Source organism: Pseudomonas sp. MF08875 (genome assembly GCF_059862525.1).
Map to the genome: position 1 here is coordinate 26233 of NZ_JCBCUW010000013.1, position 22074 is coordinate 48306.

Below are 22074 nucleotides of genomic sequence, written 5' to 3' on the forward strand. Positions count from 1 at the left end.
GCGATGAAAACCCCACAGCCTACCGTTTCCATGGCGGCCAAGACTGCCCTGATCGACAGCCTCTGCGCCAAGGCGCGGATCCTGCCGGTCATCACCATCGCCCGCGAGCAGGACATCCTGCCCCTCGCCGATGCCCTGGCGGCGGGCGGTTTGAGCGCCCTGGAAGTGACCCTGCGTTCGCAGTTCGGCCTGCGCGCCATTCAGGTGCTGCGCGAGCAACGCCCGGAACTGGTAACCGGTGCCGGCACGGTGCTGGATCGCACCAGCCTGGCGGCGGCCGAAGCGGCGGGTTCGCAGTTCATCGTCACCCCGGGCATTACCCGTGACCTGCTGGAAGCCAGCGTCGATAGCGCCATCCCGCTGTTGCCGGGCATCAGCAATGCCTCGGGGATCATGGAGGGCTACGCGCTGGGCTATCGCCGCTTCAAGCTGTTCCCGGCCGAAGTCAGCGGCGGCGTGGCGGCGATCAAGGCCCTGGGCGGCCCGTTTGGCGAGGTGAAATTCTGCCCCACCGGCGGTGTCGGCCCGGCCAACATCAAGAGCTACATGGCCCTCAAAAATGTGATGTGCGTGGGCGGCAGTTGGATGCTCGACCCCGAGTGGGTGAAAAACGGCGACTGGGCGCGTATCCAGGAATGCACCGCCCAGGCGCTCGCCTTGCTCGATTAATTGTTTTCAAACGTTAGGTAGTTGTTCTACGGCTTTACGGCGCACTTGGTCAGTGCGCCGTTTTTTTTGCATGGTCATTTTTTGCAAAGACTTCACGGATTATTGATGTGGAGATTTCCAAGAGCGCTATCTACGCTCAGTCAAGTTCCTGTGCGCAACAGGACCACTAAAACTAAACATATGGATGTGTTTATGAAGAAAACTCCTATCAACCCGTCGGTCTTAGATAAGGCCGCCAGTGTGAATAGTCCCATGTGTCTATTCTCCCCCGAGCAAATCGCCGGGCCTTACTTCAAGAATGACCGGCTCGAACGCTTCGATATCACAGAAGGGGCGGCGGGCGTGCCATTGCAATTGAACTTAAAAGTGCTCCATGCCTGTACTGGCGAACCTGTCGAGGGGGTGCTGGTGGATGTTTGGCACTGCAATGCCCAGGGCCGCTATTCAGGCTGGAGTGCGGTCGACCCGGATCAGGAAGCTCCTTCGGGGGAGATCGGTGCCATTGCCCGTACTGATGAAGACACTTACCTGCGTGGCTGCGGTTTTACCGACCGTCATGGTCGGCGTGAGTTTCTGACGATATTTCCGGGCTTCTATGCCGGACGCGCCATTCATGTGCATGTTGCAGTAAGGAAAGTTCTGGAGCACGACCATGATCGGCATGTTGCCTACGTGGGGCAGTTGTACTTTCCGGAACTAATTTCCTCGCAGATTAATGAACTTCCAGATTATGCCGGTAGGAAAATATCGCGTCTGACTAATGCCAAGGATGAGATTTACAGTGAAATGGATGGTTATGGAACTTTAATGGACGTTGGCTGGATTAACCGTGGTTCCAAAGATGAGCGTCTATTGGCAAGTGCCGTTATTGGTATCGATCCTGAGGCTTTTTCCCAGCATATAAAACCTGAAGACTTCGATAAGTCTACGGTTTGAACCCCACGCCAAGGCATAGGTGGCGCCTGCCGCCAGAGGCTGTGGGAGTGGGCTTGCCCGCGATAGTGGTGGGTCAGGCCGTAAAGAGGTGCAGGCCCGGCCTCTTCGCGGGCGGGCCCGCTCCCACACGAGCCCGCTTGCACAGAGATGATTCATTCCCCCTGGGACACATTGCGCTCAGAGGCTCAGTTCACGCAGGGCCTTGGCCAATCGGTGCATATCTGCCGCCGAGGTGGCGAACCCCGGGGTGATGCGGATGCACGGTCCGCAGGCCGAGCCGCTGCGCACCACGGTGAACAGGTTGTAGTCGCGCAGCAGGCGCTCGGCCATGTCTTGCTGGTCGCGGCCGACGAACCGCAACGAGGTGATGCCGCCATACAGGCGCGGATCGTCCGGGATCATGATTTCGATGTCTTCTATATCCTGCACTTGCCGCACCCACAGGTTGCGCAGGTACTTGAGCCGCGCGCCCTTGGTGGCCGCGCCGCCCAGGTTGCGGTGTTCTTCGAGTACCAGGGGCAAGGTCAACAGCGCTGGAATATTGGGCGTGGCATAGGGCGTGCGGGCACGCACATCGGTGGCTGGGTAGTGGCTCTCGCCCATGTCCGGGTCAATGTCCGCCAGGCGTTGGGGGTCGATGTAGAGCACGCCCTGGGTCAGCGGCGCGCCGATCCATTTATGCAAGTTGAAGCCGGCAAAGGCGATACCCAGGTACGCCAGGTTGAACTCGATCTGGCCCAGGGCGTGGGCGCCGTCGAGGATCACGTCGATCCCGTGTTCTCGGGCGGCGGCAGCAATAGCGGCCACCGGCATCACCAGGCCGGTGCGGTGGGTGACGTGGGTCAGGGCCATTAATTTAAGCCGTGGATGGCGGGCGAACGCCTCGCGATAGGCGCCTACCAGGCTGTCGAAACTGGCAGGGTGCGGGTGCTCGATCTGGATCACCTCCACGCCCCGGTGACGGCCCAGCCACTGCATCGCGCCTTTGACCGTGTCGTACTCCAGGTCGCAGAACAACACCTGGTCGCCCGGTTGCAGGCGGTTGTAGTTGCGAATCAGCGACTGCAAAGCGTCGGTGGCGCTATGGGTGAGGGCTACGGCTTCGGCAGGGGCTTGCAAGAGGTCGGCCACCTGGCGGTGGATCTCGGTGCTCTGGGCCTGCTCGAAACGCTGGCGCGCATACAGCGAGTTGCTGATGTTGATAAAGGCGATATTGCGCTGGTACTCGTCCAGTACCGTGTCAGTCATGCGGCCGAAGTAGCCATTTTCCAGGTTGATGGGCCCGGGCTCGGTTTCATAGCGCGCAGCGAAGGTCTGCCAGAAGGCTTCATCGTAGGCGTGATAGTTGTGCTCGGGCATGGGGCGCTCGGTCAGTGGCGAGGTTTGGGCTTGCCGTGCTTTTCCCGCAAGGGGTCAAGCAAGTCGGACAAACCGTTATGGTCGATTTCCTGCATTAGGGCCAGTAAGCCGCCCAATTCACCGTGGGGGAAGCCTTCACGGGCGAACCAGTTCAGGTACTGGCCGGGCAGGTCGGCGAGGATGCGACCTTTGTATTTGCCAAAGGGCATTTGCCGGGTGACCAGCAATTCGAGTTTTTCGGGGTTCATGGCGCGGCCGTATGAATTCAACCCTTGGAAAATACAGGCATTCTGCATGCAGGCCAATTGACAGATCATGCAAATAGCGCGGGTAAGAATTTTTGCTTAATTCATAAGTTATTGAAAATTAAGGTTAATTTTTTAATCGCCAAGCTGGCACGCAGGGTGCAATACCTATTGCACGATCCTCAACCCGCAAGGAATTGGAAAATGACTGACGTAAATAAAGAATCGATCTCTGTACTTAACGACCTGATCGAAACCAGCAAGGACGGCCAGGAAGGATTCAAGACCTGTGCCGAAGACATCAAACACCCTGAGCTCAAGGCGCTGTTCCAGAAGCGTTCGGCCGATTGCGCCAGCGCCGCGGCCGAGTTGCAGAGCGCCGTGCGTGCCCTGGGCGGCGACCCAGAAACCAGCACCAGCGTGGCGGGCGATTTGCACCGTCGTTGGGTCGACCTCAAGTCCCTGGTCACCGGTAAGGACGAAGAAGCGGTGCTTAACGAAGCCGAGCGCGGCGAAGACCATGCGCTGAAGGCCTATAAGGAAGCCCTGGAAAAAATCACCAAACACAACCTAGTGGGCATTCGTGACCTGGTTGAGCGCCAGTACCACGGTGTGCAACGCAACCATGACCAGGTCAAGGCCCTGCGTAACCAGGCCCGCGCCCACTCGTAAGTTGCTCTGAAAGCTTGTCAAAAACGCCAGTTCAACTGGCGTTTTTTTGTGCCTTGGATTTAACGCTGGACGGATATAGATAGCTAGCTAATAATTTGCCGGCCGCTCTGGCACTGTCCTTTCGTGTATCGCGACTATCGTTAGCCTGTTCTCTTCTGAGTGTTCTTCGTGCTTATAACTTTGCGGGCCTTGTTGGCGCCCGATTTTCGCGCTGTGCAATTTGCGACCAAGACCCTGCTCGGCGGCGGGCTGGCCTTGTGGCTGGCGCTGCGCTGGGGCCTGGAGCAACCGGCGTGGGCGTTGATGACGGCGTTTATCGTCGCTCAGCCGCTGTCGGGCATGGTGGCGCAGAAGGGGCTGGCGCGGCTGGTGGGCACGCTGGTGGGGACCATCATGTCGGTGGTGTTCATGGGCCTGTTCGCCCAGACGCCGTGGTTGTTCCTGCTCGCCCTGGCGCTGTGGCTGGGCCTGTGCACGGCGTTTTCCACCCTGTTGCGCAGCGCCTGGTCGTACGCCTTCGTGCTGGCCGGCTACACCGTAGCCATCATCGCCTTGCCGGCCTTGAGCCATCCGTTGTCGGTGTTCGACCAAGCGGTGGCACGTTGTACAGAAATCAGCTTGGGCATCCTTTGTGCCACGGCCAGCAGTGCACTGCTGTGGCCGATGCGGGTAGAGCGGCAATTGGCCGACCAGGCCCAGGCCGCATGGCAAAGCGCTATGCAAGCGGCGCGCGCCACGCTGGCCGGCGATGCTCTGGCGCGCAAGGGCTTGCTGGAGATTCTTGGGCGCATCGTCGCCGTTGACGCCCAGCGCGAACACGCCTGGTTTGAGGGGGGGTTGGGGCGCCAGCGGGCGCGGGCCATCAGCGGCCTGAGCCAGAAGTTGCTGATGCTGCTGCGCATGTCGCGCTCGGTGCGGCGCCAGTGGCGGCAACTGGAAGAGCCCGAAGTGACGCAGTTGCAGCCGTGGATGGAGGCGGTACAGCAAGCGTTGCAAGTGTGCGATGTGGCGACCTTGCAGGACTTGCGCCCGCGGTTGCTGGACGCGTCCCACGACCCGGCCATCAGCGCCGCGCAAAGCTATTGTCTGGCGCGTTTTGCCTTGCTGCTCGATACCGCTTTGGCGGCGGCCACCGCCCTGGACGCGGTGAAGGAGGGCAGGGACCCGGTGCAAGCCCCCGCCACCCTGGCCCCGCACCGCGATCTGTCCCTGGCCCTGGTGTTCGGCGCGCGCAGCGCCTTGGCGTTTCTCGCGGTGGCGTGCTTCTGGATGGCCACGGCTTGGCCCGCGGCGTCCGGCGCGATGCTGCTGACGTGCGTGGTGTGCAGCCTGTTTGCCAGCCGGGAGAACGGCGCGCAGATCGGCATGAGCTTTTTACGCGGCATCCTGCTGGCGGTGCCGGTGGCGTTTTTGGTGGGCGAGATCCTGCTGCCACAACTGAGCAGTTTCGCCATGATGTGCCTGGTGATGGCCGGGCCGTTGTTTTTCGGCGCTTTGGGCATGGCCAAGCCGCAGATTGGCGCGACGGCCACGTCCTTCTGCCTGCACTTCATTGTGTTGATCGCCCCGCTCAACGCCATGCAGTACGACGTCGCCTATTTCTTCAACAGTGCCCAGGCCATGATGATCGGCGTGGGCGCGGCGGTGCTGGCCTTCCATTTGCTGATTCTGCGCAACCCGGCCTGGCACGGCCGGCGCTTGCTCGCGGCGACGCTGCACGACCTGGTGCGCCTGACCCGGCGCAACCTGCGCGGCGCCGAGAGTTGGTTCGGCGGGCGCATGGCCGACCGTTTGCTGCAATTGGCCCGGCATTACCCGGAGCTGCCGCAGCAAGCCCGCAGCCGTTGGGATGACGGTTTGCTGGGCCTGGATGTGGGCGATGAATTGCTGCACCTGCGCCTGAGCCTGGCAGGGGCGCAAGTGCCGGTGGATGCCGCGCAGCGGGCTTATTTTTCGCACTTGCAACATGTGCTGGAGCAAGGCCCGGCCGGCAGCCGCGCCGAGGCCCTGGCCGCCCCCAGCGCCGCGTTCCTGGGCAGCCTGCAAGCCCTGCCGCCCAGCGAGGCGCTAAAACTGGCGCAAGGCGCGGTGGTGCAACTGCAACAGAGCTGGCGCACCTGGTGCCGCCAACAGGAGGAACATCATGGGGCTGCGTGAGTGGTCGATGGGCGGCATTTTGCTCAGCCCGTTTTTGATTTATGTGCTGCTGGCGCTGCTGCTCACGGGGGCGCTGCGGCTGTTGCTGCGCTTGACCCCGTTGGGCGGCTGGATCTGGCATGAAGCTTTGTTCGACTGCGCGTTGTACGTGTGCGTCCTGACCCTGGTCACCGTTGTCCTCGGACCTTTATAAGGAGTTACCCATGCGTACATCCGTACGTGTCGCTATTACCCTGTGCCTGGTGGCCGTGGCGGTGTTCGCCGGTTTCCACTTGTGGCAGTACTACATGCTCACGCCCTGGACCCGCGATGCGCGCATCCGCGCCGACGTGGTGGTGGTCGCGCCGGACGTGTCCGGGTGGGTGCGCCAGCTCAAGGTGGCCGACAACCAACCGGTCAAGGCCGGCGACTTGCTGTTGAGCATCGACCGTGAACGCTTCGAGGCGGCAGTGGAGAAAGCGCAAGCGGTGGTGCAGACCCGCCAGCAGCAACTGAGCCTGCGCGAGCACGAAGCCAGCCGCCGCGCCAGCCTGGGGCCCCAGGCCATCAGTGCCGAGTTGCGCGAGAACGCCCAGATCAACGCCGGTATCGCCCGTGGCGAGTTGCGCCAGGCCCAGGCCGAAGCCAAGGTCGCCGAACTCAACCTGGCCCGCAGCCAGGTGCATGCGCCGCGCAGCGGGCACATCACTAACCTGCGCCTGGCCGAGGGCAACTTCGTCAATGCCGGGCAACCGGTGATGGCGCTGGTGGATGATTCGACCTTTTACGTGCAGGCGTATTTCGAGGAAACCAAGTTGCCGCGCATCCGCGTCGGCGACCCGGTCAAGGTGTGGCTGATGAGCGCCGGGGAGGCGTTGCACGGCCATGTCGAAAGCATCAGCCGCGGCATCACCGACCGCAACGCCACGCCCGACGGGCAATTACTGGCCCAGGTCGAGCCGACGTTCAACTGGGTGCGCCTGGCGCAGCGGATTCCGGTGCGGATCAAGTTGGACGCTTTGCCCGACGGCGTCACCCTCAGTTCCGGGATGACCGCCAGTGTGCAGGTGCAGGAAGCCCCGTAAGGCTCCCGGGCGGGGCGATCAGCCGAAGCTGATGGGCCCCAGGGTGGTCAAGGTCACGGTTTGGGCCTTGCGCGGGGCGAGGATCTCGGCTTCGCCGTCCACCACCAGCTCATCGCGCTGGTTGAACACGCGGGTGGCAATGCGCACGCGGAACTTGGGCAGTTTTTCGAGGATTTCCAGGCGTACGGTGAGGGTGTCGCCCAGCTTGACCGGTTTCTGGAAGCTCATTTGCTGGCCCAGGTAGATGGTGCCCGGCCCAGGTAGCTCGCAGGCCACGGCCGCGCTGATAAGGGCGCCGCTGAACATGCCGTGGGCGATACGCTCCTTGAACATGGTGCCGGCGGCGTATTCAGCGTCCAGGTGCACTGGGTTGAAGTCCCCGGACATGGCGGCGAACAGCTGGATGTCGCGTTCTTCCACGGTCTTGCTGTAGCTGGCGGTCTGGCCGACTTCAAGGGCTTCGTACGGGGTGTTGGTTACCTGGGTCATCGAGAAAATCCTGGGTTGAAAAATGGCTCGCGTCATTCGCTGCGCGGCGGCCTGGGCTGCTGGAGCACCTGGTCGAGCCAGGCCAGCACGTCGCCGGTCACGGCATCGCGGTTGGTTTCGTTGAACAGTTCGTGGCGCGCCTGGGGGTAGATATTCAATTGCAGGCGTTGGCTGCCGGCCGTGCGCAGGGCGTCGGCCAGGTGGGTGAGACGCACGCCATTGCTCACCGGATCACATTCACCGCCCATCACCAGCAGCGGCAGGCCCGGATCGATCTGGGCGAGGTTGGACGCTTTGCTGATTTGCTGCAAGCCGCCGAGCATATCGACCCACAATTGGTTGGTGCAGCGAAAGCCGCACAGCGGGTCGTTGACGTACAAATCGACCTCGGCCGGGTCGCGGCTGAGCCAGTCGAACGCGGTGCGGTTGGGCTTGAACGCCTTGTTGAACGAGCCGAACGACAGCCAGTCGATCAGCCCGCTGCGCCCGGTGGCGCCTTGGCGCAGGCGTTCGAAGCGGGCGATCAGGCGCGCGGCGCGGTACAGCGCCACCGGTTGGAAATTCGAGCCGCTGAGGATCGCCCCTTGCAGGCTGGCGCTGTGGTGCAGCAGGTATGCCTGGGCGATGTAGCTGCCCATGCTGTGGCCCAACAGCACGATGGGCGTGCCCGGGTGCTGCTGGCCGATGTGCTGGTTCAGGCTGGCCAAGTCGCCGACCACTTTGCGCCAGCCGTCCTGGTCGGCGTAGTGCCCCAGCACGCCGCCCTGTTCGGCGGTCTTGCCGTGGCCGCGCAGGTCAGGGGCATAGAGGCCATGGCCGGCGGCGGTGAGGGCCTGGGCCAGGCGCGCGTAGCGGCCACTGTGTTCGGCCATGCCGTGGGCCAGCAAGATCACCGCCCGGGGTGGGGTTGGTGGCAACCATTGGTTGACATACAGGCGGCTGCGGTCGCTTGCGGCCAGCCAGAACGGTTCGTGGGTCATGGCGATTCCTTTGCGCGGGGTGGGGCGATTGTATCGCTCATTGAAGGTTAGCTGGCCGCCGGACTGGCGCGTTGGCAGCAAGATTCACGGTATCAATGACACTGCTGCGCATATTTGCCTCAAACGCCATAACTGCTAACGTCCCCAGAGCCCCGCTTTGCACAGGTACCGCGACGCGGCACGGAACACGCTCAGGTAACGAGGACAAGAACAATGCAACCTGATTTCTGGAATGACAAACGCCCGGCCGGTGTGCCCAACGAGATTGACCTGGGGGCCTACAAATCGGTCATCGAAGTCTTTGAGCGTTCCTGCAAAAAGTTCGCTGACCGCCCGGCGTTCAGCAACATGGGCATCACCCTGACCTATGCCGAGCTGGAGCGCTACAGCGCGGCCTTCGCCGGCTACCTGCAAGCCCACACCGACCTGCTGCCGGGCGACCGCATCGCGGTGCAGATGCCCAACGTTCTGCAATACCCGATTGCCGTGTTCGGTGCCTTGCGCGCCGGGCTGATTGTGGTCAACACCAACCCGCTGTACACCCCGCGGGAAATGCGCCACCAGTTCAAGGATTCCGGTGCCCGCGCCCTGGTGTACCTGAACATGTTCGGGGCGCGGGTCGAGGAAGTGCTGGCCGACACCGACATCCAATACCTGATCGAAGCGAAAATGGGCGACCTGATGCCCACGGCCAAGGGGTGGCTGGTCAACACCCTGGTCGACAAAGTGAAGAAAATGGTCCCGGCCTACAAGCTGCCTCAGGCCGTGCCGTTCAAGAGCACTCTGCGCCTGGGGCGTGGTCATGACATCAAACCACTGGACGTCAGCCTGGACGATGTTGCAGTACTGCAATACACCGGCGGCACCACGGGCCTGGCCAAGGGCGCGATGCTCACCCACGCCAACCTGGTGGCCAACATGCAGCAGGCCCGGGCGTGCCTGGGGCAGCTCGGCGACGACGGCCACCCACTGCTCAAAGAGGGCAAGGAGGTGATGATCGCGCCGCTGCCGCTCTATCACATCTATGCCTTCACCGCGAACTGCATGTGCATGATGGTGACCGGTAACCACAACGTCCTTATCACCAACCCGCGGGACATCGGCGCGTTCATCAAAGAGCTGAAAAACTGGCGCTTCTCGGCGCTGCTGGGGCTTAACACCCTGTTTGTGGCGCTGATGGAGCATCCGGATTTCAAGACCCTGGATTTTTCCGGGCTCAAGCTCACCAACTCCGGCGGCACCGCGCTGGTCAAGGCGACGGCCGAGCGTTGGGAGCAAATGACCGGTTGCCGGATCACCGAGGGTTATGGCCTGACCGAAACCTCACCCGTGGCCTGCACCAACCCCTACGGCAATCAATCGCGCCTGGGCACCGTGGGCATGCCGATTCCCGGCACGTTGCTCAAGGTCATCGACGACGAGGGCGTGGAGCAGCCGTTGGGCGAGCGGGGCGAGTTGTGCATCAAGGGCCCGCAGGTAATGAAGGGCTATTGGAACAAACCCGAAGCCACCGCCGAAGTGATGGATGCCGAGGGCTGGTTCAAGACCGGGGACGTGGCGGTGATTGAAGCCGACGGCTTTGTGCGCATTGTCGACCGAAAGAAAGACATGATTATCGTCTCGGGTTTCAACGTGTATCCCAACGAGATCGAAGATGTGGTGATGGCTCACCCGAAAGTGGCCAATTGCGCGGTTATTGGTGTACCGGACGAGCGTTCCGGCGAGGCGGTGAAGTTGTTTGTGGTGCCGCGTGAGTCGGGGGTCAGCCTTGAAGAGTTGAAGGCTTACTGCAAGGAGAACTTCACGGCTTATAAAGTCCCTAAACATATCGTGCTGCGTGATTCATTGCCCATGACGCCGGTGGGCAAGATCCTGCGCCGCGAACTTCGCGACATCGCCTAACCCCTACCTCCTCTCGCGGGCACCCCTGGCTTGTTGTAGGAGCTGGTGGCGCCCGCGCTGCTTTTTATAAACGCTGTAAACCCTGTTCTAGAGCCATCTTTGCAGGAATAGAATTTTTACTCTAAAAATGACTATTTAAGTGTCATGAGTCGCAAGTGTGACCGTTCAGGCGTTCATTGGCTCTAGTAGGGCCTTTGCAAAGCTGCTACTCTCGGCGCGCTTTGTGACTTCTCGGCCTTAAGTAAAAGCCAGATTCACCTATAAAAAACACACACCAATAATAATCGCATCAACTGCGCTGATGAATTCGCGTTGCTGAGGAGTGGGCTTCCATGATCCAAGACTTTTGGAACGATAAGTACCCTGCCGGGATAGCTGCCAATATCAATCCCGACGAGTATCCGAATATTCAGGCAGTGTTGAAGCAATCCTGCCAACGCTTTGCCGACAACCCGGCATTCAGCAGCCTGGGCAAGACGCTTACTTACGGTGAGCTGTATGAATTGTCGGGCGCTTTTGCCGCGTACCTGCAACAGCATACCGACTTGAAGCCGGGCGATCGAATCGCCGTGCAATTGCCCAACCTGCTGCAATACCCGATTGCCGTATTCGGTGCCCTGCGCGCTGGCCTGACGGTGGTCAACACCAACCCGCTGTACACCGCGCGGGAAATGGAACACCAGTTCAAAGATTCCGGCGCCAAGGCCCTGGTGTGCCTGGCCAACATGGCGCACCTGGCACAAATCGTCGTGCCCAAGACATCGGTCAAGTACGTGATCGTCACCGAGGTGGCGGACCTGCTGCCCCCGGTCAAGCGCCTGCTGATAAACAGCGTCATCAAGTACGTGAAGAAAATGGTGCCGGCCTATCACCTGCCCGCTGCCATCAAGTTCAACGATGTGCTGCGCAAGGGCCGTGGCCAGCCAGTAGCCGATGCCAGCCCCGACAGCGGTGACGTGGCAGTGTTGCAATACACCGGTGGCACCACGGGCGTGGCCAAGGGTGCGATGCTGACTCACCGCAACCTGGCGGCGAACATGGCGCAGTGCAAGGCGCTGATGGGCTCGAACCTGGACGAAGGCTGCGAAATCCTGATTACGCCGCTGCCGCTGTACCACATCTACGCGTTCACCTTTCACTGCATGGCAATGATGCTGATCGGCGGCCACAACATCCTGATTAGCAACCCGCGCGACCTGACGGCGATGGTCAAAGAACTGTCGAAGTGGAAGTTCACCGGGTTCGTCGGCCTCAACACCCTGTTCGTTGCCCTGTGCCATAACGAGGCGTTCCGCAAACTGGACTTCTCGGCCCTCAAGCTGACTCTGTCCGGTGGCATGGCGCTGCAACTGAGTGCCGCTGAGCGTTGGAAGGAAGTGACCGGCTGCGCGATCTGCGAAGGCTACGGCATGACCGAAACCAGCCCGGTGGTCAGCGTCAATCCCAGCCAGAATATCCAGATCGGCACCATCGGCATTCCGCTACCTTCGACCTTGTGCAAGGTGATCGACGACGACGGCAAAGAGCTGGCGCTGGGTGAAATCGGCGAACTGTGCGTCAAGGGCCCGCAGGTGATGAAAGGTTACTGGCAGCGCCAGGACGCCACCGACGAGATCCTCGACAGCGACGGCTGGCTCAAGACTGGCGATATCGCCATCATCCAGCCCAACGGCTACATGCGCATCGTCGACCGCAAGAAAGACATGATTCTGGTGTCCGGTTTCAACGTCTATCCCAACGAACTCGAAGACGTGTTGGTGATGCTGCCGGGCGTGTTGCAGTGCGCGGCCATTGGTGTGCCGGACGACAAGTCGGGGGAGGCGATCAAGATCTTCATCGTCGTTAAACCGGGCGTGACCCTGACCAAGGAACAGGTGATGGAGCATATGCGCGCCAATGTCACCGGCTACAAAGTGCCCAAGGCCGTCGAGTTCCGCGACGCGTTGCCGACCACTAACGTGGGCAAGATCCTACGTCGCGAATTGCGCGATGAGGAACTGAAAAAACTGGGCGTGAAGAAGTAACTTCATTGCCTGAAGAAAGCCCGCCCAGTGCGGGCTTTTTGCTATCTGGCGTTTGGTTTTCCGTGCGGGCGTGTGTTTTCTCGCGCCCTCGGGGCGTCGCAATTGCATTCTCGCGCAAGGTTCTCAGGTTTATGCCGCAAGCACTTGTTCTGGCCAAGAATTAAGGCGTTAAAAAACGGCAAGCCGTGTATGATTGCGCCCGTCAGCCCCGCCGGGGCTTGTGGAATACCTTCATGGACTTACCCAGTAGTTACTCAGTATCCCGTTTTTCCAATCATGAATTGACTGATTGATCCTTCCGGCGTGCCCCGCTGCTGGGAGTGGAGTTCGCCTATGACTGAAGTAGAAGTAAAAAAAACGCAAGAAAGCCTGCAGGATCGCCTCGCTCAAGTCGTTGAGCTGCTGCATCGCCAGCGCGTGGTCGAAGACCTGACCCATCGTCAGGAAGGCCACCATCAGGACCGGGTCGAGAACCTGGTCCACCGCCAGAACCTCGTCGAGTTACAGCGCAAGCTCGATGACCTGCACTCCGCGGACGTCGCCTACATCCTTGAAGCCTTGCCGCTGGAAGAACGCCTGACGGTCTGGCAATTGGTCAAGGCCGAGCGCGACGGCGACATCCTTCTCGAAGTATCCGACTCGGTGCGTGAAACCCTGATCGCCGACATGGACGATCACGAGCTCCTGGCCGCCGCCAAGGAGATGGACGCCGACGAGCTCGCCGACCTGGCGCCGGAACTGCCGCGCGACGTTGTCCACGAACTGATGGAAACCCTCGACGGCCAGCAGCGCGAGCGCGTGCGCTCGGCCCTGTCCTATGACGAGGAGCAGGTCGGCGCGCTGATGGACTTCGAGATGGTGACCATCCGCGAGGACGTCAGCCTCGAAGTGGTCCTGCGCTACCTGCGCCGTCTCAAGGAACTGCCGGGTCACACCGACAAACTGTTCGTAGTCGACTACGAAGGCATCCTCAAGGGCGTGTTGCCCATCAAGCGCTTACTGGTCAACGACCCGGACAAGCAAGTGGCCGCTGTGATGGCCAGTGATCCGGTGAGCTTTCACCCGGACGAAGATGCCTACGACGCCGCCCAGGCGTTCGAGCGTTATGACTTGATTTCCGCGCCGGTGGTGGACAAGAACGGCAAGCTCATCGGCCGTTTGACCATCGATGAAATGGTCGACCTGATCCGTGAGGAGAGCGAGAACGAAGTGCTCAACATGGCGGGTCTGCGCGAAGAGGAAGACATCTTCGCCTCCGTGTGGAAATCCCTTCGCAACCGTTGGGCCTGGCTGGCGGTGAACCTGGTGACCGCGTTCGTGGCCTCGCGGGTGATCGGGCTGTTTGAAGGCTCGATCGAAAAACTGGTGGCCTTGGCGGCGTTGATGCCGATTGTCGCCGGGATCGGCGGCAACTCCGGCAACCAGACGATCACCATGATCGTGCGCGCCATGGCGTTGGACCAGGTCAGTACCGGCAATACCTCGCGCCTGATGCGCAAGGAGTTGGCCGTTGGCCTGATTAACGGCTTGGTATGGGGCGGGGTGATTGGTGTGGTGGCCTATCTGCTGTATGGCAGTTGGTCGCTGGGGGTGGTAATGACCGCGGCCATGACCCTCAACCTGTTGTTGGCAGCGCTGATGGGGGTGTTGATCCCTATGACGCTGGCCCGCTTGGGGCGCGACCCGGCCATGGGCGCCAGTGTGATGATTACGGCCATGACCGACAGTGGTGGCTTCTTTATCTTTCTCGGGTTGGCCACGATCTTCCTGCTGTGACCTTCTTTTGAGCGCGGCCCGGCCTGATGGCGGGTTGCGCACCTTCTCTGGCTTGGCCAAAACCATAAATCGCAGGCAAAAAAAGCCAGCCTATAGGCTGGCTTGAGTATTCGGGTGTGGCCTCAGGACGCGTCGGCCGCCATTTCCGCATCATGGGCGATCAGCGAAACCAGAGCGTTCTGCTGACGATGGGACAGTTGGCGGAAACGTTGCAACAGCTCTCGCTCATGCAACGACAGCTCCGGGCTGTCCAGGCGCAGGCTTGGCTCGTCGCCAAGAGCACCTTCCTGAATAAGGCTTTGCTCCATGCGGGCGATGATTTCAGAGTTCATGCTGCGATGGTGATTGCGAGCCACCTCGGCGATGCGTTCACGCATACCATCGGGCAGACGCACGACGAACTTGTCAGCCGTACGGCTGGAATAGATTGCCTGTTTCAATGGGCGCATATATTTAACCGGTTAGTTCAGGGGAGCGGTTTTCGGAATTGGCCGCAAGATGTCATTAGGACAAGGCTCGCAACCAAATGTTCAACCTGAATTGTTTAGGAGGCCCGCATCATGCCTCTAAATCGCCAGATCGTTGGCGTCAATTCTGTGACAAATATTGAACTGGATACAGGCGATATGCCAGCACCAATTATCAGAAATGCCGACTGGTTTGAAAAGAATGCTCCAGCCTGCCTCTCTGCCCACGTCCTTTGCTCCACCCGGTACCGCTGAATACTCCCAAGGGGGCCAGCTGTGTTCGATCACTTTTCCCTTGGCTACAGAATAGTGGCAAATGGCCGATTTACTAGCCTGTGACGCGACGAGAGGTATGAATGGCATGCAAGGCCGGCTGATCTATCTGATGGGCCCTTCCGGGTCGGGCAAGGACAGCCTGATCGACGCCGCGCGCCAGCGCCTTCTTCAAGAGTTGAATTGCGAGGTGGCACGCCGTGCCATCACTCGTTCTGCCGAATCTGTGGGTGAGGCGGCCCTCGGTCTGTCGCCGGCGCAGTTCGAGCAGCGGCGGGGGGAGGGCGCCTTTGCCCTGGACTGGCAGGCCAATGGCCTCAGCTACGGCATTCCCGTGCAGATCAACGATTGGCTGGCGGCAGGGCGCAATGTGCTGGTCAATGGTTCCAGGGCTTACTTGGCCGAGGCGCAGCGGCGCTATCCGGATCTGCTGCCGCTATTGCTGACGGTGCGCAGCGAGGTGCTGCGTGAGCGGTTGGTACGCCGGGGTCGGGAAAATGCAGAGCAAATAGAAGCGCGCCTGCAACGCAATGCCCGCCTCTCGGCTGCGGGCTTAGACGCCAGCCCAACTGCGCTGATGACTTTGGACAACTCCCAGGCATTGGCGGCAACGGTGGCGAACCTGATCGCGTTGTTGCGGTGTGCAGGCGTCAGCGCAGAACAGGGTCGAACTTGATCTTGCGCCCGACCACCAACGCGGCCACGAATAAGCTGGCGAACACTGCGCAGGCCACCGCGGGCAAAAGAGTGCCGGTTTCTTGCGCCAGATTGAGAGTAAGCACACCACTGGCCAGGGCCAGTATCAGAAAAACAGCGGCTGCTTTGGACATGTCCAACTCCTGAAAAAAAGGTTCAAAAAACCCAGCGCACGGTGCCCGTTTCACTCGGGGTAGCGGGTTGAGGGGCATCCGCTATGACCAGCATTTGCGGCGGCGCTTCATTCATCACCGCCAGTTGCGGCGCTTGGCGTGGCGAGTAGGAGATGGGCGCCAGTGCGGTGGCAGCCGCCTCGTCGGCTGGAAAAAAATGAAAACCCACCAGGGTGACCATGGCCAGGGCATTCAACAGTAAAAGGGCGCGGTTCACAGGCGTTATCTCCGTTGTTCTTCTGATAGGGGATTAAGCAGTCTCCGTGCCAGCTTTTTATTTGAATAAATTCTTTATAAAACAATAGCTTATGTTGGTCTTCTAAGGGCGCGGCATTGCACTTTGCAATGATGGCTTTCTGCGGTGATGCAATTTGCACGATGAGTGCCATGAAAGCCCCGTGTCTGCTGCGGCCTACACTGAAAAAGCCCCACGGACGACATGACAAAAGCAGCCTTGCCCGTTACCATGCACGCCGTCCTGCGCAGCGTATTTTCATGTCGCTGCCCTTGTCCCAGTAGCTCAATTGGATAGAGCATCCCCCTCCTAAGGGGAAGGTTGGCCGTTCGAACCGGCCCTGGGACACCACATCAGACACTCCAAGGCCCCGTCCAGAAACCTGCTGGCGGGGCTTTTTGTTGTCTGTCGGTTTTGCCAGGTCGTAACTAAATCGCCGCTTTCTATAAGGGAAAGGCCAAAGTGGCCGATAACCCGTCAAGCATCAGTGTTGCCTGGCGGTTTTAGTGCTAGGCGGCCTTGCGGGCCTGCGCGGTGAGTGCGGTTGGTAACGTCGTGGGTAAGGCTGTGTAAAGTCGCTTGATAGCCTATTGCCGCTAGCTATTATCTGCGCGCCGAAAGGTGCAGCGAAGCTGAGCTCGTCCTTGCATTTGCTTTTGGGTTCATCTTCTTACTGGGCTGGAATCTCCGATGTTGGCGTATCACCAGAAAAACTTTTTGATCGTCGATGATTTTTCTGACTTTCGCAGTTCCGTCAGGTCCATGCTGCGTGAGCTGGGGGTCAAGGATATCGACACCGCCGACACTGGAGAGCAGGCGCTGCGCATGTGCGCGCAGAAGCGCTACGACTTTATCCTGCAGGACTATCACCTGGGCGACGGTAAGAAAAATGGCCAGCAGGTGCTTGAAGACCTGATGGTCGACAAGTTGATTAGCCATGAGAGCGTGTTCGTCATGGTCACCGCCGAGACGAGCCAGGCGATGGTGCTCAGTGCCCTGGAGCACGAGCCCGATGCCTATCTGACCAAGCCCTTCAACCGCTCAGGCCTGGCCCAGCGGTTGGATCGGTTGGTGCAGCGCAAGAATTTACTCAAGCCCATCATGCAGGCCCTGGATCGCGGCAAGCCCACCGAGGTGTTGGCGGCCTGTGCGGCGTTGTGCAAGCAAGACCCGCGTTTCACGCCGTTATGCCTCAAGTACCGCGCCGATGCCCTTCGCGACCTGAACCAGCATGAGGCGCTGGAGAAGTTCCTCAATGCGATTCTGGCGGACCGCCCGCTGCCATGGGCCTACGCGATGTTGGGCCGGTTGCTGTTCAAGCGCGGCCAGGTCAAGCACGCCCAAGGCTTGTACGAAACGGCGCTCAAGGCGTTCCCGATGATGCCGGCCTTGTATGACGGGTTGGCGGACGTGTTGGTGGCTCAGGGCGATGCCAAACGTGCGCAAAGCGTGCTGGAAGAGGCGGTACGCCTGTCGCCGCTGGCGGTGCGCCGGCAATCGCAGTTGGGCAAATTGGCCTTGGCCAACGAGGATTTTGAAACCTCGTCCCGGGCCTATCGCAATGCGGTGGCCCAGGGGCAGCAGTCACGCTTCAAAGACCCGGAAAGTAACCTTGGCCTGGCCCAAGCCTTGATTAGCAAGGGCAGCGAGCGGGGCCTGGACACCCGCACGCGCCTGGAGATCAACAATGCCCTAGGCCTGGTGGCCAAGGAGAACCCGGGCGACCAGGGCCTGCAAGTGCGGGCGCGGCTGATGAAGGCTACCAGCCTGCTTATCAACGACGCGGAAACCGCCGAAAAACTCACCGAGCAAGCCATGGCGCGCCTAGACGGCATGGAGCAATTCATGAGCGCCGAGGCGGCGTTGCTGGTGGCCAAGCAGTTGCAGCAATTGGGCCAGGCCGAGGCCGGCGCCTCGATGCTCAAGAACTGCGCCGAGATTTACGGTGACGACCCGGTGGTGATGCAAGGCATCGCCAAGCTGACCGACGACCCGGCCATCCTCAACGCCGGCAACGCTGCGGCGGACCTCAACCGCCAAGGCGTGCGTGCCTACAAGGCAGGTGGCTTGACCGAAGCGCGGGAGCTGTTCCGCGGCGCGCTGTTGCTGCAACCGAAGAACATCAGTATTGCGCTGAACATGGCGCAGTCCCTGCTCCACGGCACCGACCCCAAGGCGGACGCGCCGCTGTTCGACGAATGCCGCGCCTGCTTGAAAATGGTCGGCATGATCCCCGAGAGCGACGCGCGTTATCCGCGTTATCAAAAACTGCGCAGCAAGGCGTTTGACCAATGAACGAGAGCGAACCGGGCCTGGACTTTTCCACGGTGATTGCGTCCACCGTCCATGACATGAAGAACTCCCTGGCCATGCTGATGCAGGCCCATAGCCAGTGGCTGGAGCGCTTGCCCCAGGCGCAGCGGCACACGGCCGAGCAGTCGGTGATGGCGTATGAGTTCGCCCACCTCAATGGCATGCTCGTGCAGTTGCTGGGCCTGTACAAACTGCAGGTCAACCAGTTGCCCTTGCAGCCCGGCTACCACGAGCTCGACGACTTCCTCGAAGCGCAATTGGCCTGCCATCAAGAGGTGTTCGAGCAACGCGGCATCGAGGCTCGCTATGAGGTCGATGAGTTGTGCGGGTTGGGGTTTTTCGACCGCAGCCTGATCGGTTCGGTGGTCTCCAACATCATCAACAATGTGCTGCGTTACGCGCGCCGGGCCTTGCTGATTAGCGTGCGCGAGGAGGCGGGGCAGTTGCTGTTGACCATCAATGATGACGGCGGCGGCTACCCGGCGCAGATGATCGAGCACCAGGCCGATTACCTTCAGGGCATCAACCAGGTCACCGGCAGCACCGGCCTGGGCCTGTATTTCGCCGCGCGTATCGCCGGCCTGCACCAGCGCAACGGCGTGTGCGGGCGTATCGCAATCAGCAATGGCGGGCCGTTGGGCGGCGCATTGTTCAGCCTCTATCTGCCGTAGTTTCGGGCCTGCGGACGGCGTAAATTATCGTTTCAGCCTTGGTGTGATGATCTATTCGCGGCGCGGCCCCCGGGTTTTGCGACGCTGTGCTTGAAATCCTGAACAGGTGATGCGTATTTTGTACGGGTCGCCGTTCGCGGCTTGCACAACAACAAGGATTGAGTCATGACGACCGATGGCCACAGTTCACTCGCACAGCGATTGACGGGCATTGATGAGATTGAATGTGTTACGCCGGACCTCAATGGTGTGCCTCGCGGCAAGGTGATGACTGCCGAGGGTTTCCTGGAAGGGCGGCGGTTGCAGATGGCGCGGGGGGTGCTGCTGCAATGCATCATGGGCGGTTATCCGCCGGCCCGATTTTATGGCAGCGACGACGGCGACCTGGCGTTGTGCCCCGACCCCGGGCAGATCCACCGCTTGCCCTGGAGCGACCAGCCGCGGGCCCTGGCCATTTGCGATGCCCATGAGCTGACGGGCGAAAGCTCACGGCTTTCCACCCGCGGCCAGCTCAAGGCCGTGATCGCCCGCTACGCCGAGCGTGGCTTGGCACCGGTGGTGGCGACCGAGTTGGAGTTCTTCGTCTTCGCCCCCAACACCGACCCGACTCAACCCTTCCAGCCGCCCCTGGGCCTGGACGGGCGCCGCGAGGACGGCCACTCGGCGTTCAGCGTCAGCTCCAACAACGGCTTGCGGCCGTTTTTTGCCGAGGTCTATCAGTGCATGGCCGCGCTGGGTTTGCCTCGCGACACCTTCATGCACGAAATGGGCGTTAGCCAGTTCGAGATCAACCTGCTGCACGGCGACCCGCTGTTGCTGGCCGACCAGACCTTCCTTTTCAAACACCTGCTCAAGGAAGTGGCGCTCAAGCATGGCTTGACCGTGGTGTGCATGGCCAAGCCACTGGCGCACACGCCGGGCAGTTCGATGCACATTCACCAAAGTGTGGTGGAGCTGGGCAGCGGGCGTAATGTGTTCAGCGATTCGGCGGGGGAGCCGACTGCGACGTTCCGTCATTTCATCGGCGGGCAGCAAGCGGGGATGGCGGATTTCACCGCACTGTTCGCACCGAACGTGAACTCCTACCAACGTTTGTGCCACCCCTATGCGTCGCCAAACAATGCGTGCTGGTCCCACGACAACCGCGCCGCTGGGCTGCGCATTCCAGCCAGTTCGCCGGTGGCGCGGCGGGTCGAAAACCGTTTGCCGGGGGCCGATGCCAACCCCTACCTGGCGATTGCCGCCAGCCTGGCCGCCGGCTTGCACGGCATCGAGCATGAGTTGGAGCCTGGTGCGGCGATCCAGGGTGAGTTCCAGGTGCCGGACCATTTGGCCCTGCCTTGTACCTTGCATGCCGCCCTTGAGCGTCTCAAACGCAGTTCATTGGCGAAGGAACTGTTTGGCAAGGAGTTCATCGAAGGCTACATCGCCTCGAAAACCATGGAGTTGACCAGTTTCTTCGATGAAATAACTCCCTGGGAGCGTCGTGTTCTAGCGGCCCAGGCATAACCGACCCTCGCCTTCGGGCTATCGTTAGCGATAGCCCGATCCTCACTTCAAGGAGCCGCTCGGAACGCCGATGCGCCAAATCTGGAAATCCTTTCGAGCGCTGTATTTCGCCTCGCTGATGATGCTTATCGGCTCAGGCCTATTGAGTACTTACCTGGCCTTGCGCCTGGCCGCGGACCACGTCGATGGTCTGTGGATCGGTGCGCTGATGGCCGCCAACTACTTCGGTCTTGTCCTGGGCGGCAAGATCGGCCATCGCCTGATCGCCCGTGTCGGGCATATTCGCGCCTACGCCACCTGCGCCGGCATTGTCGGCGCCGCGGTGCTGGGCCATGGCTTGGTGGACTGGCTACCCGCATGGCTGGTGCTGCGGGTGATCGTGGGCCTGGGCATGATGTGCCAGTACATGGTCATCGAGAGCTGGCTCAACGAGCAGGCCGAAGCCAAGCAACGAGGGCTGGTGTTCAGCGGCTACATGATCGCCTCGTACCTGGGCTTGGTGCTGGGGCAACTGATTCTGGTCATGCACCCGCAACTGGGCCTGGAACTGCTGATGCTGGTGGCGCTGTGCTTCGCCCTGTGCCTGGTGCCGGTGGCCATGACCCGGCGCATTCACCCCGCGCCCTTGCATCCGGCACCGATGGAGCCGCGGTTCTTTATCAAGCGCGTGCCGCAGTCGTTGAGCACGGTGCTGGGGGCGGGCCTGATAGTCGGTTCGTTCTACGGCCTTGCGCCGCTGTATGCCGCGCAGCAGGGGCTCTCGACCGAGCAAGTGGGTCTGTTCATGGGTAGCTGCATCTTCGCAGGCCTGGTGGTGCAGTGGCCGTTGGGCTGGTTATCGGACCGCTATGACCGTGCGCTGCTGATCCGCTGCTTCGCCGGGTTTCTCGCCGTGGCGGCGCTGCCCTTGGCGATCCTGCCGTCGGTGCCGCTGGAGGTGTTGTTTGTTGCCGGGTTCCTCTGTTCGCTGGTGCAGTTCTGCCTGTATCCGCTGGCGGTGGCGTTTTCCAACGACCATGTGGAGAGCGATCGTCGGGTGTCGCTGACGGCAATGCTGCTGGTGACCTACGGCGTGGGTGCCAGCATTGGGCCGCTGGTGGCCGGGGTGCTGATGAAGTTCTTCGGCAGCCAGATGCTCTATGCCTTCTTCAGTTTTTTTGCCCTGGTCCTGGTCTGGCGCATCCGGCCCAAGGCTGTGACCAACCTGCATCAGGTGGACGATGCACCGCTGCACCACGTGGCGATGCCGGACAGCATGTCCAGTTCGCCCCTGGTGGCGGCCCTCGACCCACGGGTGGACGAGCAAGTGGTGCAAGACCAGATGCAGCAGAGTCCAGCCACTCCCGACCCGGAGCTGGAACCTGACGCGGATGCGCAACCGGCGCCTGACGAAAACGGCGGGCCTGACGACGCAGACCCCGAACATCCCCACACCTTCACCGGTGCCAGGCCCTAAAACAAAAA

At 61.0% G+C, this 22074-nt stretch carries 21 protein-coding genes and 1 tRNA gene; 15 read left to right on the plus strand and 7 right to left on the minus strand.

The window, feature by feature from the left end; all coding sequences use genetic code 11:
* Positions 1 to 3: 3 nt before the first annotated feature.
* Together AC19YT_RS09710 and AC19YT_RS09715 are read left to right on the plus strand one after the other, a co-directional pair.
* Complete coding sequence (locus AC19YT_RS09710; protein WP_095106763.1) at positions 4 to 669, plus strand: bifunctional 4-hydroxy-2-oxoglutarate aldolase/2-dehydro-3-deoxy-phosphogluconate aldolase; 666 nt, start codon at positions 4 to 6, stop codon at positions 667 to 669.
* 192 nt (positions 670 to 861) lie between these two features.
* Positions 862 to 1605, plus strand: a complete 744-nt coding sequence (locus tag AC19YT_RS09715; protein WP_500610166.1) for an intradiol ring-cleavage dioxygenase — start codon at positions 862 to 864, stop codon at positions 1603 to 1605.
* A gap of 177 nt (positions 1606 to 1782) precedes the next feature.
* Here AC19YT_RS09715 and AC19YT_RS09720 read toward each other — a convergent pair whose 3' ends face one another.
* Both AC19YT_RS09720 and AC19YT_RS09725 read right to left on the minus strand, forming a co-directional pair.
* The gene (locus tag AC19YT_RS09720) at positions 1783 to 2964 is read right to left on the minus strand and encodes an aminotransferase class V-fold PLP-dependent enzyme (protein WP_500610167.1); all 1182 of its coding nucleotides are present in this window, start codon (positions 2962 to 2964) and stop codon (positions 1783 to 1785) included.
* An 11-nt stretch (positions 2965 to 2975) separates the two neighbouring features.
* Positions 2976 to 3212 carry a DUF3820 family protein gene (locus AC19YT_RS09725; RefSeq protein WP_095106767.1) on the minus strand — a complete coding sequence of 79 codons (237 nt, stop codon included), beginning with the start codon at positions 3210 to 3212 and terminating at the stop codon, positions 2976 to 2978.
* Positions 3213 to 3413: 201 nt separating this feature from the next.
* Here AC19YT_RS09725 and AC19YT_RS09730 point away from each other — a divergent pair, with 201 nt between their 5' ends.
* The 4 genes from AC19YT_RS09730 (at position 3414) to AC19YT_RS09745 (ending at position 7102) form a co-directional block, all read left to right on the plus strand.
* Positions 3414 to 3881: a ferritin-like domain-containing protein gene (locus AC19YT_RS09730; RefSeq protein WP_095106769.1), complete on the plus strand. Its 468-nt coding sequence runs from the start codon at positions 3414 to 3416 to the stop codon at positions 3879 to 3881.
* 168 nt (positions 3882 to 4049) lie between these two features.
* Complete coding sequence (locus AC19YT_RS09735; protein WP_095106771.1) at positions 4050 to 6038, plus strand: FUSC family protein; 1989 nt, start codon at positions 4050 to 4052, stop codon at positions 6036 to 6038.
* Entirely contained in the window at positions 6025 to 6231 is a 207-nt protein-coding gene (locus AC19YT_RS09740; RefSeq protein WP_095106773.1) for a DUF1656 domain-containing protein, read from the plus strand. The genes AC19YT_RS09735 and AC19YT_RS09740 overlap by 14 nt, the downstream gene beginning before the upstream one ends.
* Before the next feature lie 10 nt (positions 6232 to 6241).
* Complete coding sequence (locus AC19YT_RS09745) at positions 6242 to 7102, plus strand: efflux RND transporter periplasmic adaptor subunit (RefSeq protein ID WP_095106775.1); 861 nt, start codon at positions 6242 to 6244, stop codon at positions 7100 to 7102.
* A gap of 18 nt (positions 7103 to 7120) precedes the next feature.
* On the opposite strand, the gene AC19YT_RS09750 is transcribed toward AC19YT_RS09745, so the two are convergent.
* Both AC19YT_RS09750 and AC19YT_RS09755 read right to left on the minus strand, forming a co-directional pair.
* Positions 7121 to 7591 (minus strand): MaoC family dehydratase, encoded by a 471-nt coding sequence (locus AC19YT_RS09750; protein WP_095106777.1) that lies wholly within the window; start codon positions 7589 to 7591, stop codon positions 7121 to 7123.
* 32 nt (positions 7592 to 7623) lie between these two features.
* Positions 7624 to 8571 carry an alpha/beta hydrolase gene (locus AC19YT_RS09755; RefSeq protein ID WP_500597606.1) on the minus strand — a complete coding sequence of 316 codons (948 nt, stop codon included), beginning with the start codon at positions 8569 to 8571 and terminating at the stop codon, positions 7624 to 7626.
* A gap of 213 nt (positions 8572 to 8784) precedes the next feature.
* On the opposite strand from AC19YT_RS09755, the gene fadD2 reads away from it, so the two are divergent.
* The 3 genes from fadD2 to mgtE all read left to right on the plus strand — a co-directional run bounded on the left by fadD2 (position 8785) and on the right by mgtE (position 14273).
* On the plus strand, positions 8785 to 10473 hold the full coding sequence (gene fadD2 / locus AC19YT_RS09760) for a long-chain-fatty-acid--CoA ligase FadD2 (protein ID WP_095106781.1): 1689 nt from the start codon (positions 8785 to 8787) through the stop codon (positions 10471 to 10473).
* Between the two features lie 332 nt (positions 10474 to 10805).
* A complete protein-coding gene (fadD1, locus tag AC19YT_RS09765) occupies positions 10806 to 12497 on the plus strand; it encodes a long-chain-fatty-acid--CoA ligase FadD1 (RefSeq protein ID WP_095106782.1) in 1692 nt (563 codons plus the stop codon).
* A gap of 333 nt (positions 12498 to 12830) precedes the next feature.
* On the plus strand, positions 12831 to 14273 hold the full coding sequence (gene mgtE / locus AC19YT_RS09770; RefSeq protein WP_095106784.1) for a magnesium transporter: 1443 nt from the start codon (positions 12831 to 12833) through the stop codon (positions 14271 to 14273).
* Between the two features lie 122 nt (positions 14274 to 14395).
* Here the strand turns inward: mgtE and AC19YT_RS09775 are convergent, their stop codons facing one another.
* Positions 14396 to 14722, minus strand: a complete 327-nt coding sequence (locus AC19YT_RS09775) for an Arc family DNA-binding protein (protein ID WP_095106787.1) — start codon at positions 14720 to 14722, stop codon at positions 14396 to 14398.
* A 379-nt stretch (positions 14723 to 15101) separates the two neighbouring features.
* Here AC19YT_RS09775 and phnN point away from each other — a divergent pair, with 379 nt between their 5' ends.
* Positions 15102 to 15689, plus strand: coding sequence for a phosphonate metabolism protein/1,5-bisphosphokinase (PRPP-forming) PhnN (gene phnN, locus AC19YT_RS09780; RefSeq protein ID WP_500597656.1), 588 nt, complete (start codon positions 15102 to 15104; stop codon positions 15687 to 15689).
* On the opposite strand, the gene AC19YT_RS09785 is transcribed toward phnN, so the two are convergent.
* Together AC19YT_RS09785 and AC19YT_RS09790 are read right to left on the minus strand one after the other, a co-directional pair.
* Positions 15664 to 15843: a PA3371 family protein gene (locus AC19YT_RS09785; protein ID WP_095106796.1), complete on the minus strand. Its 180-nt coding sequence runs from the start codon at positions 15841 to 15843 to the stop codon at positions 15664 to 15666. The genes phnN and AC19YT_RS09785 overlap by 26 nt on opposite strands.
* Before the next feature lie 22 nt (positions 15844 to 15865).
* A complete protein-coding gene (locus AC19YT_RS09790) occupies positions 15866 to 16099 on the minus strand; it encodes a hypothetical protein (protein WP_095106799.1) in 234 nt (77 codons plus the stop codon).
* Between the two features lie 292 nt (positions 16100 to 16391).
* Here AC19YT_RS09790 and AC19YT_RS09795 point away from each other — a divergent pair.
* The 5 genes from AC19YT_RS09795 to AC19YT_RS09815 all read left to right on the plus strand — a co-directional run bounded on the left by AC19YT_RS09795 (position 16392) and on the right by AC19YT_RS09815 (position 22066).
* A tRNA-Arg gene (locus tag AC19YT_RS09795) sits at positions 16392 to 16468 on the plus strand.
* A 339-nt stretch (positions 16469 to 16807) separates the two neighbouring features.
* A complete protein-coding gene (locus AC19YT_RS09800; protein ID WP_500597603.1) occupies positions 16808 to 18412 on the plus strand; it encodes a response regulator in 1605 nt (534 codons plus the stop codon).
* A complete protein-coding gene (locus AC19YT_RS09805; protein ID WP_500597601.1) occupies positions 18409 to 19101 on the plus strand; it encodes a sensor histidine kinase in 693 nt (230 codons plus the stop codon). Before AC19YT_RS09800 ends, AC19YT_RS09805 begins: the two co-directional genes overlap by 4 nt.
* Before the next feature lie 267 nt (positions 19102 to 19368).
* Positions 19369 to 20610, plus strand: a complete 1242-nt coding sequence (locus AC19YT_RS09810) for a glutamine synthetase family protein (protein ID WP_500597654.1) — start codon at positions 19369 to 19371, stop codon at positions 20608 to 20610.
* A 70-nt stretch (positions 20611 to 20680) separates the two neighbouring features.
* Complete coding sequence (locus tag AC19YT_RS09815; RefSeq protein WP_095106827.1) at positions 20681 to 22066, plus strand: MFS transporter; 1386 nt, start codon at positions 20681 to 20683, stop codon at positions 22064 to 22066.
* The last annotated feature ends 8 nt before the right edge of the window (positions 22067 to 22074 follow it).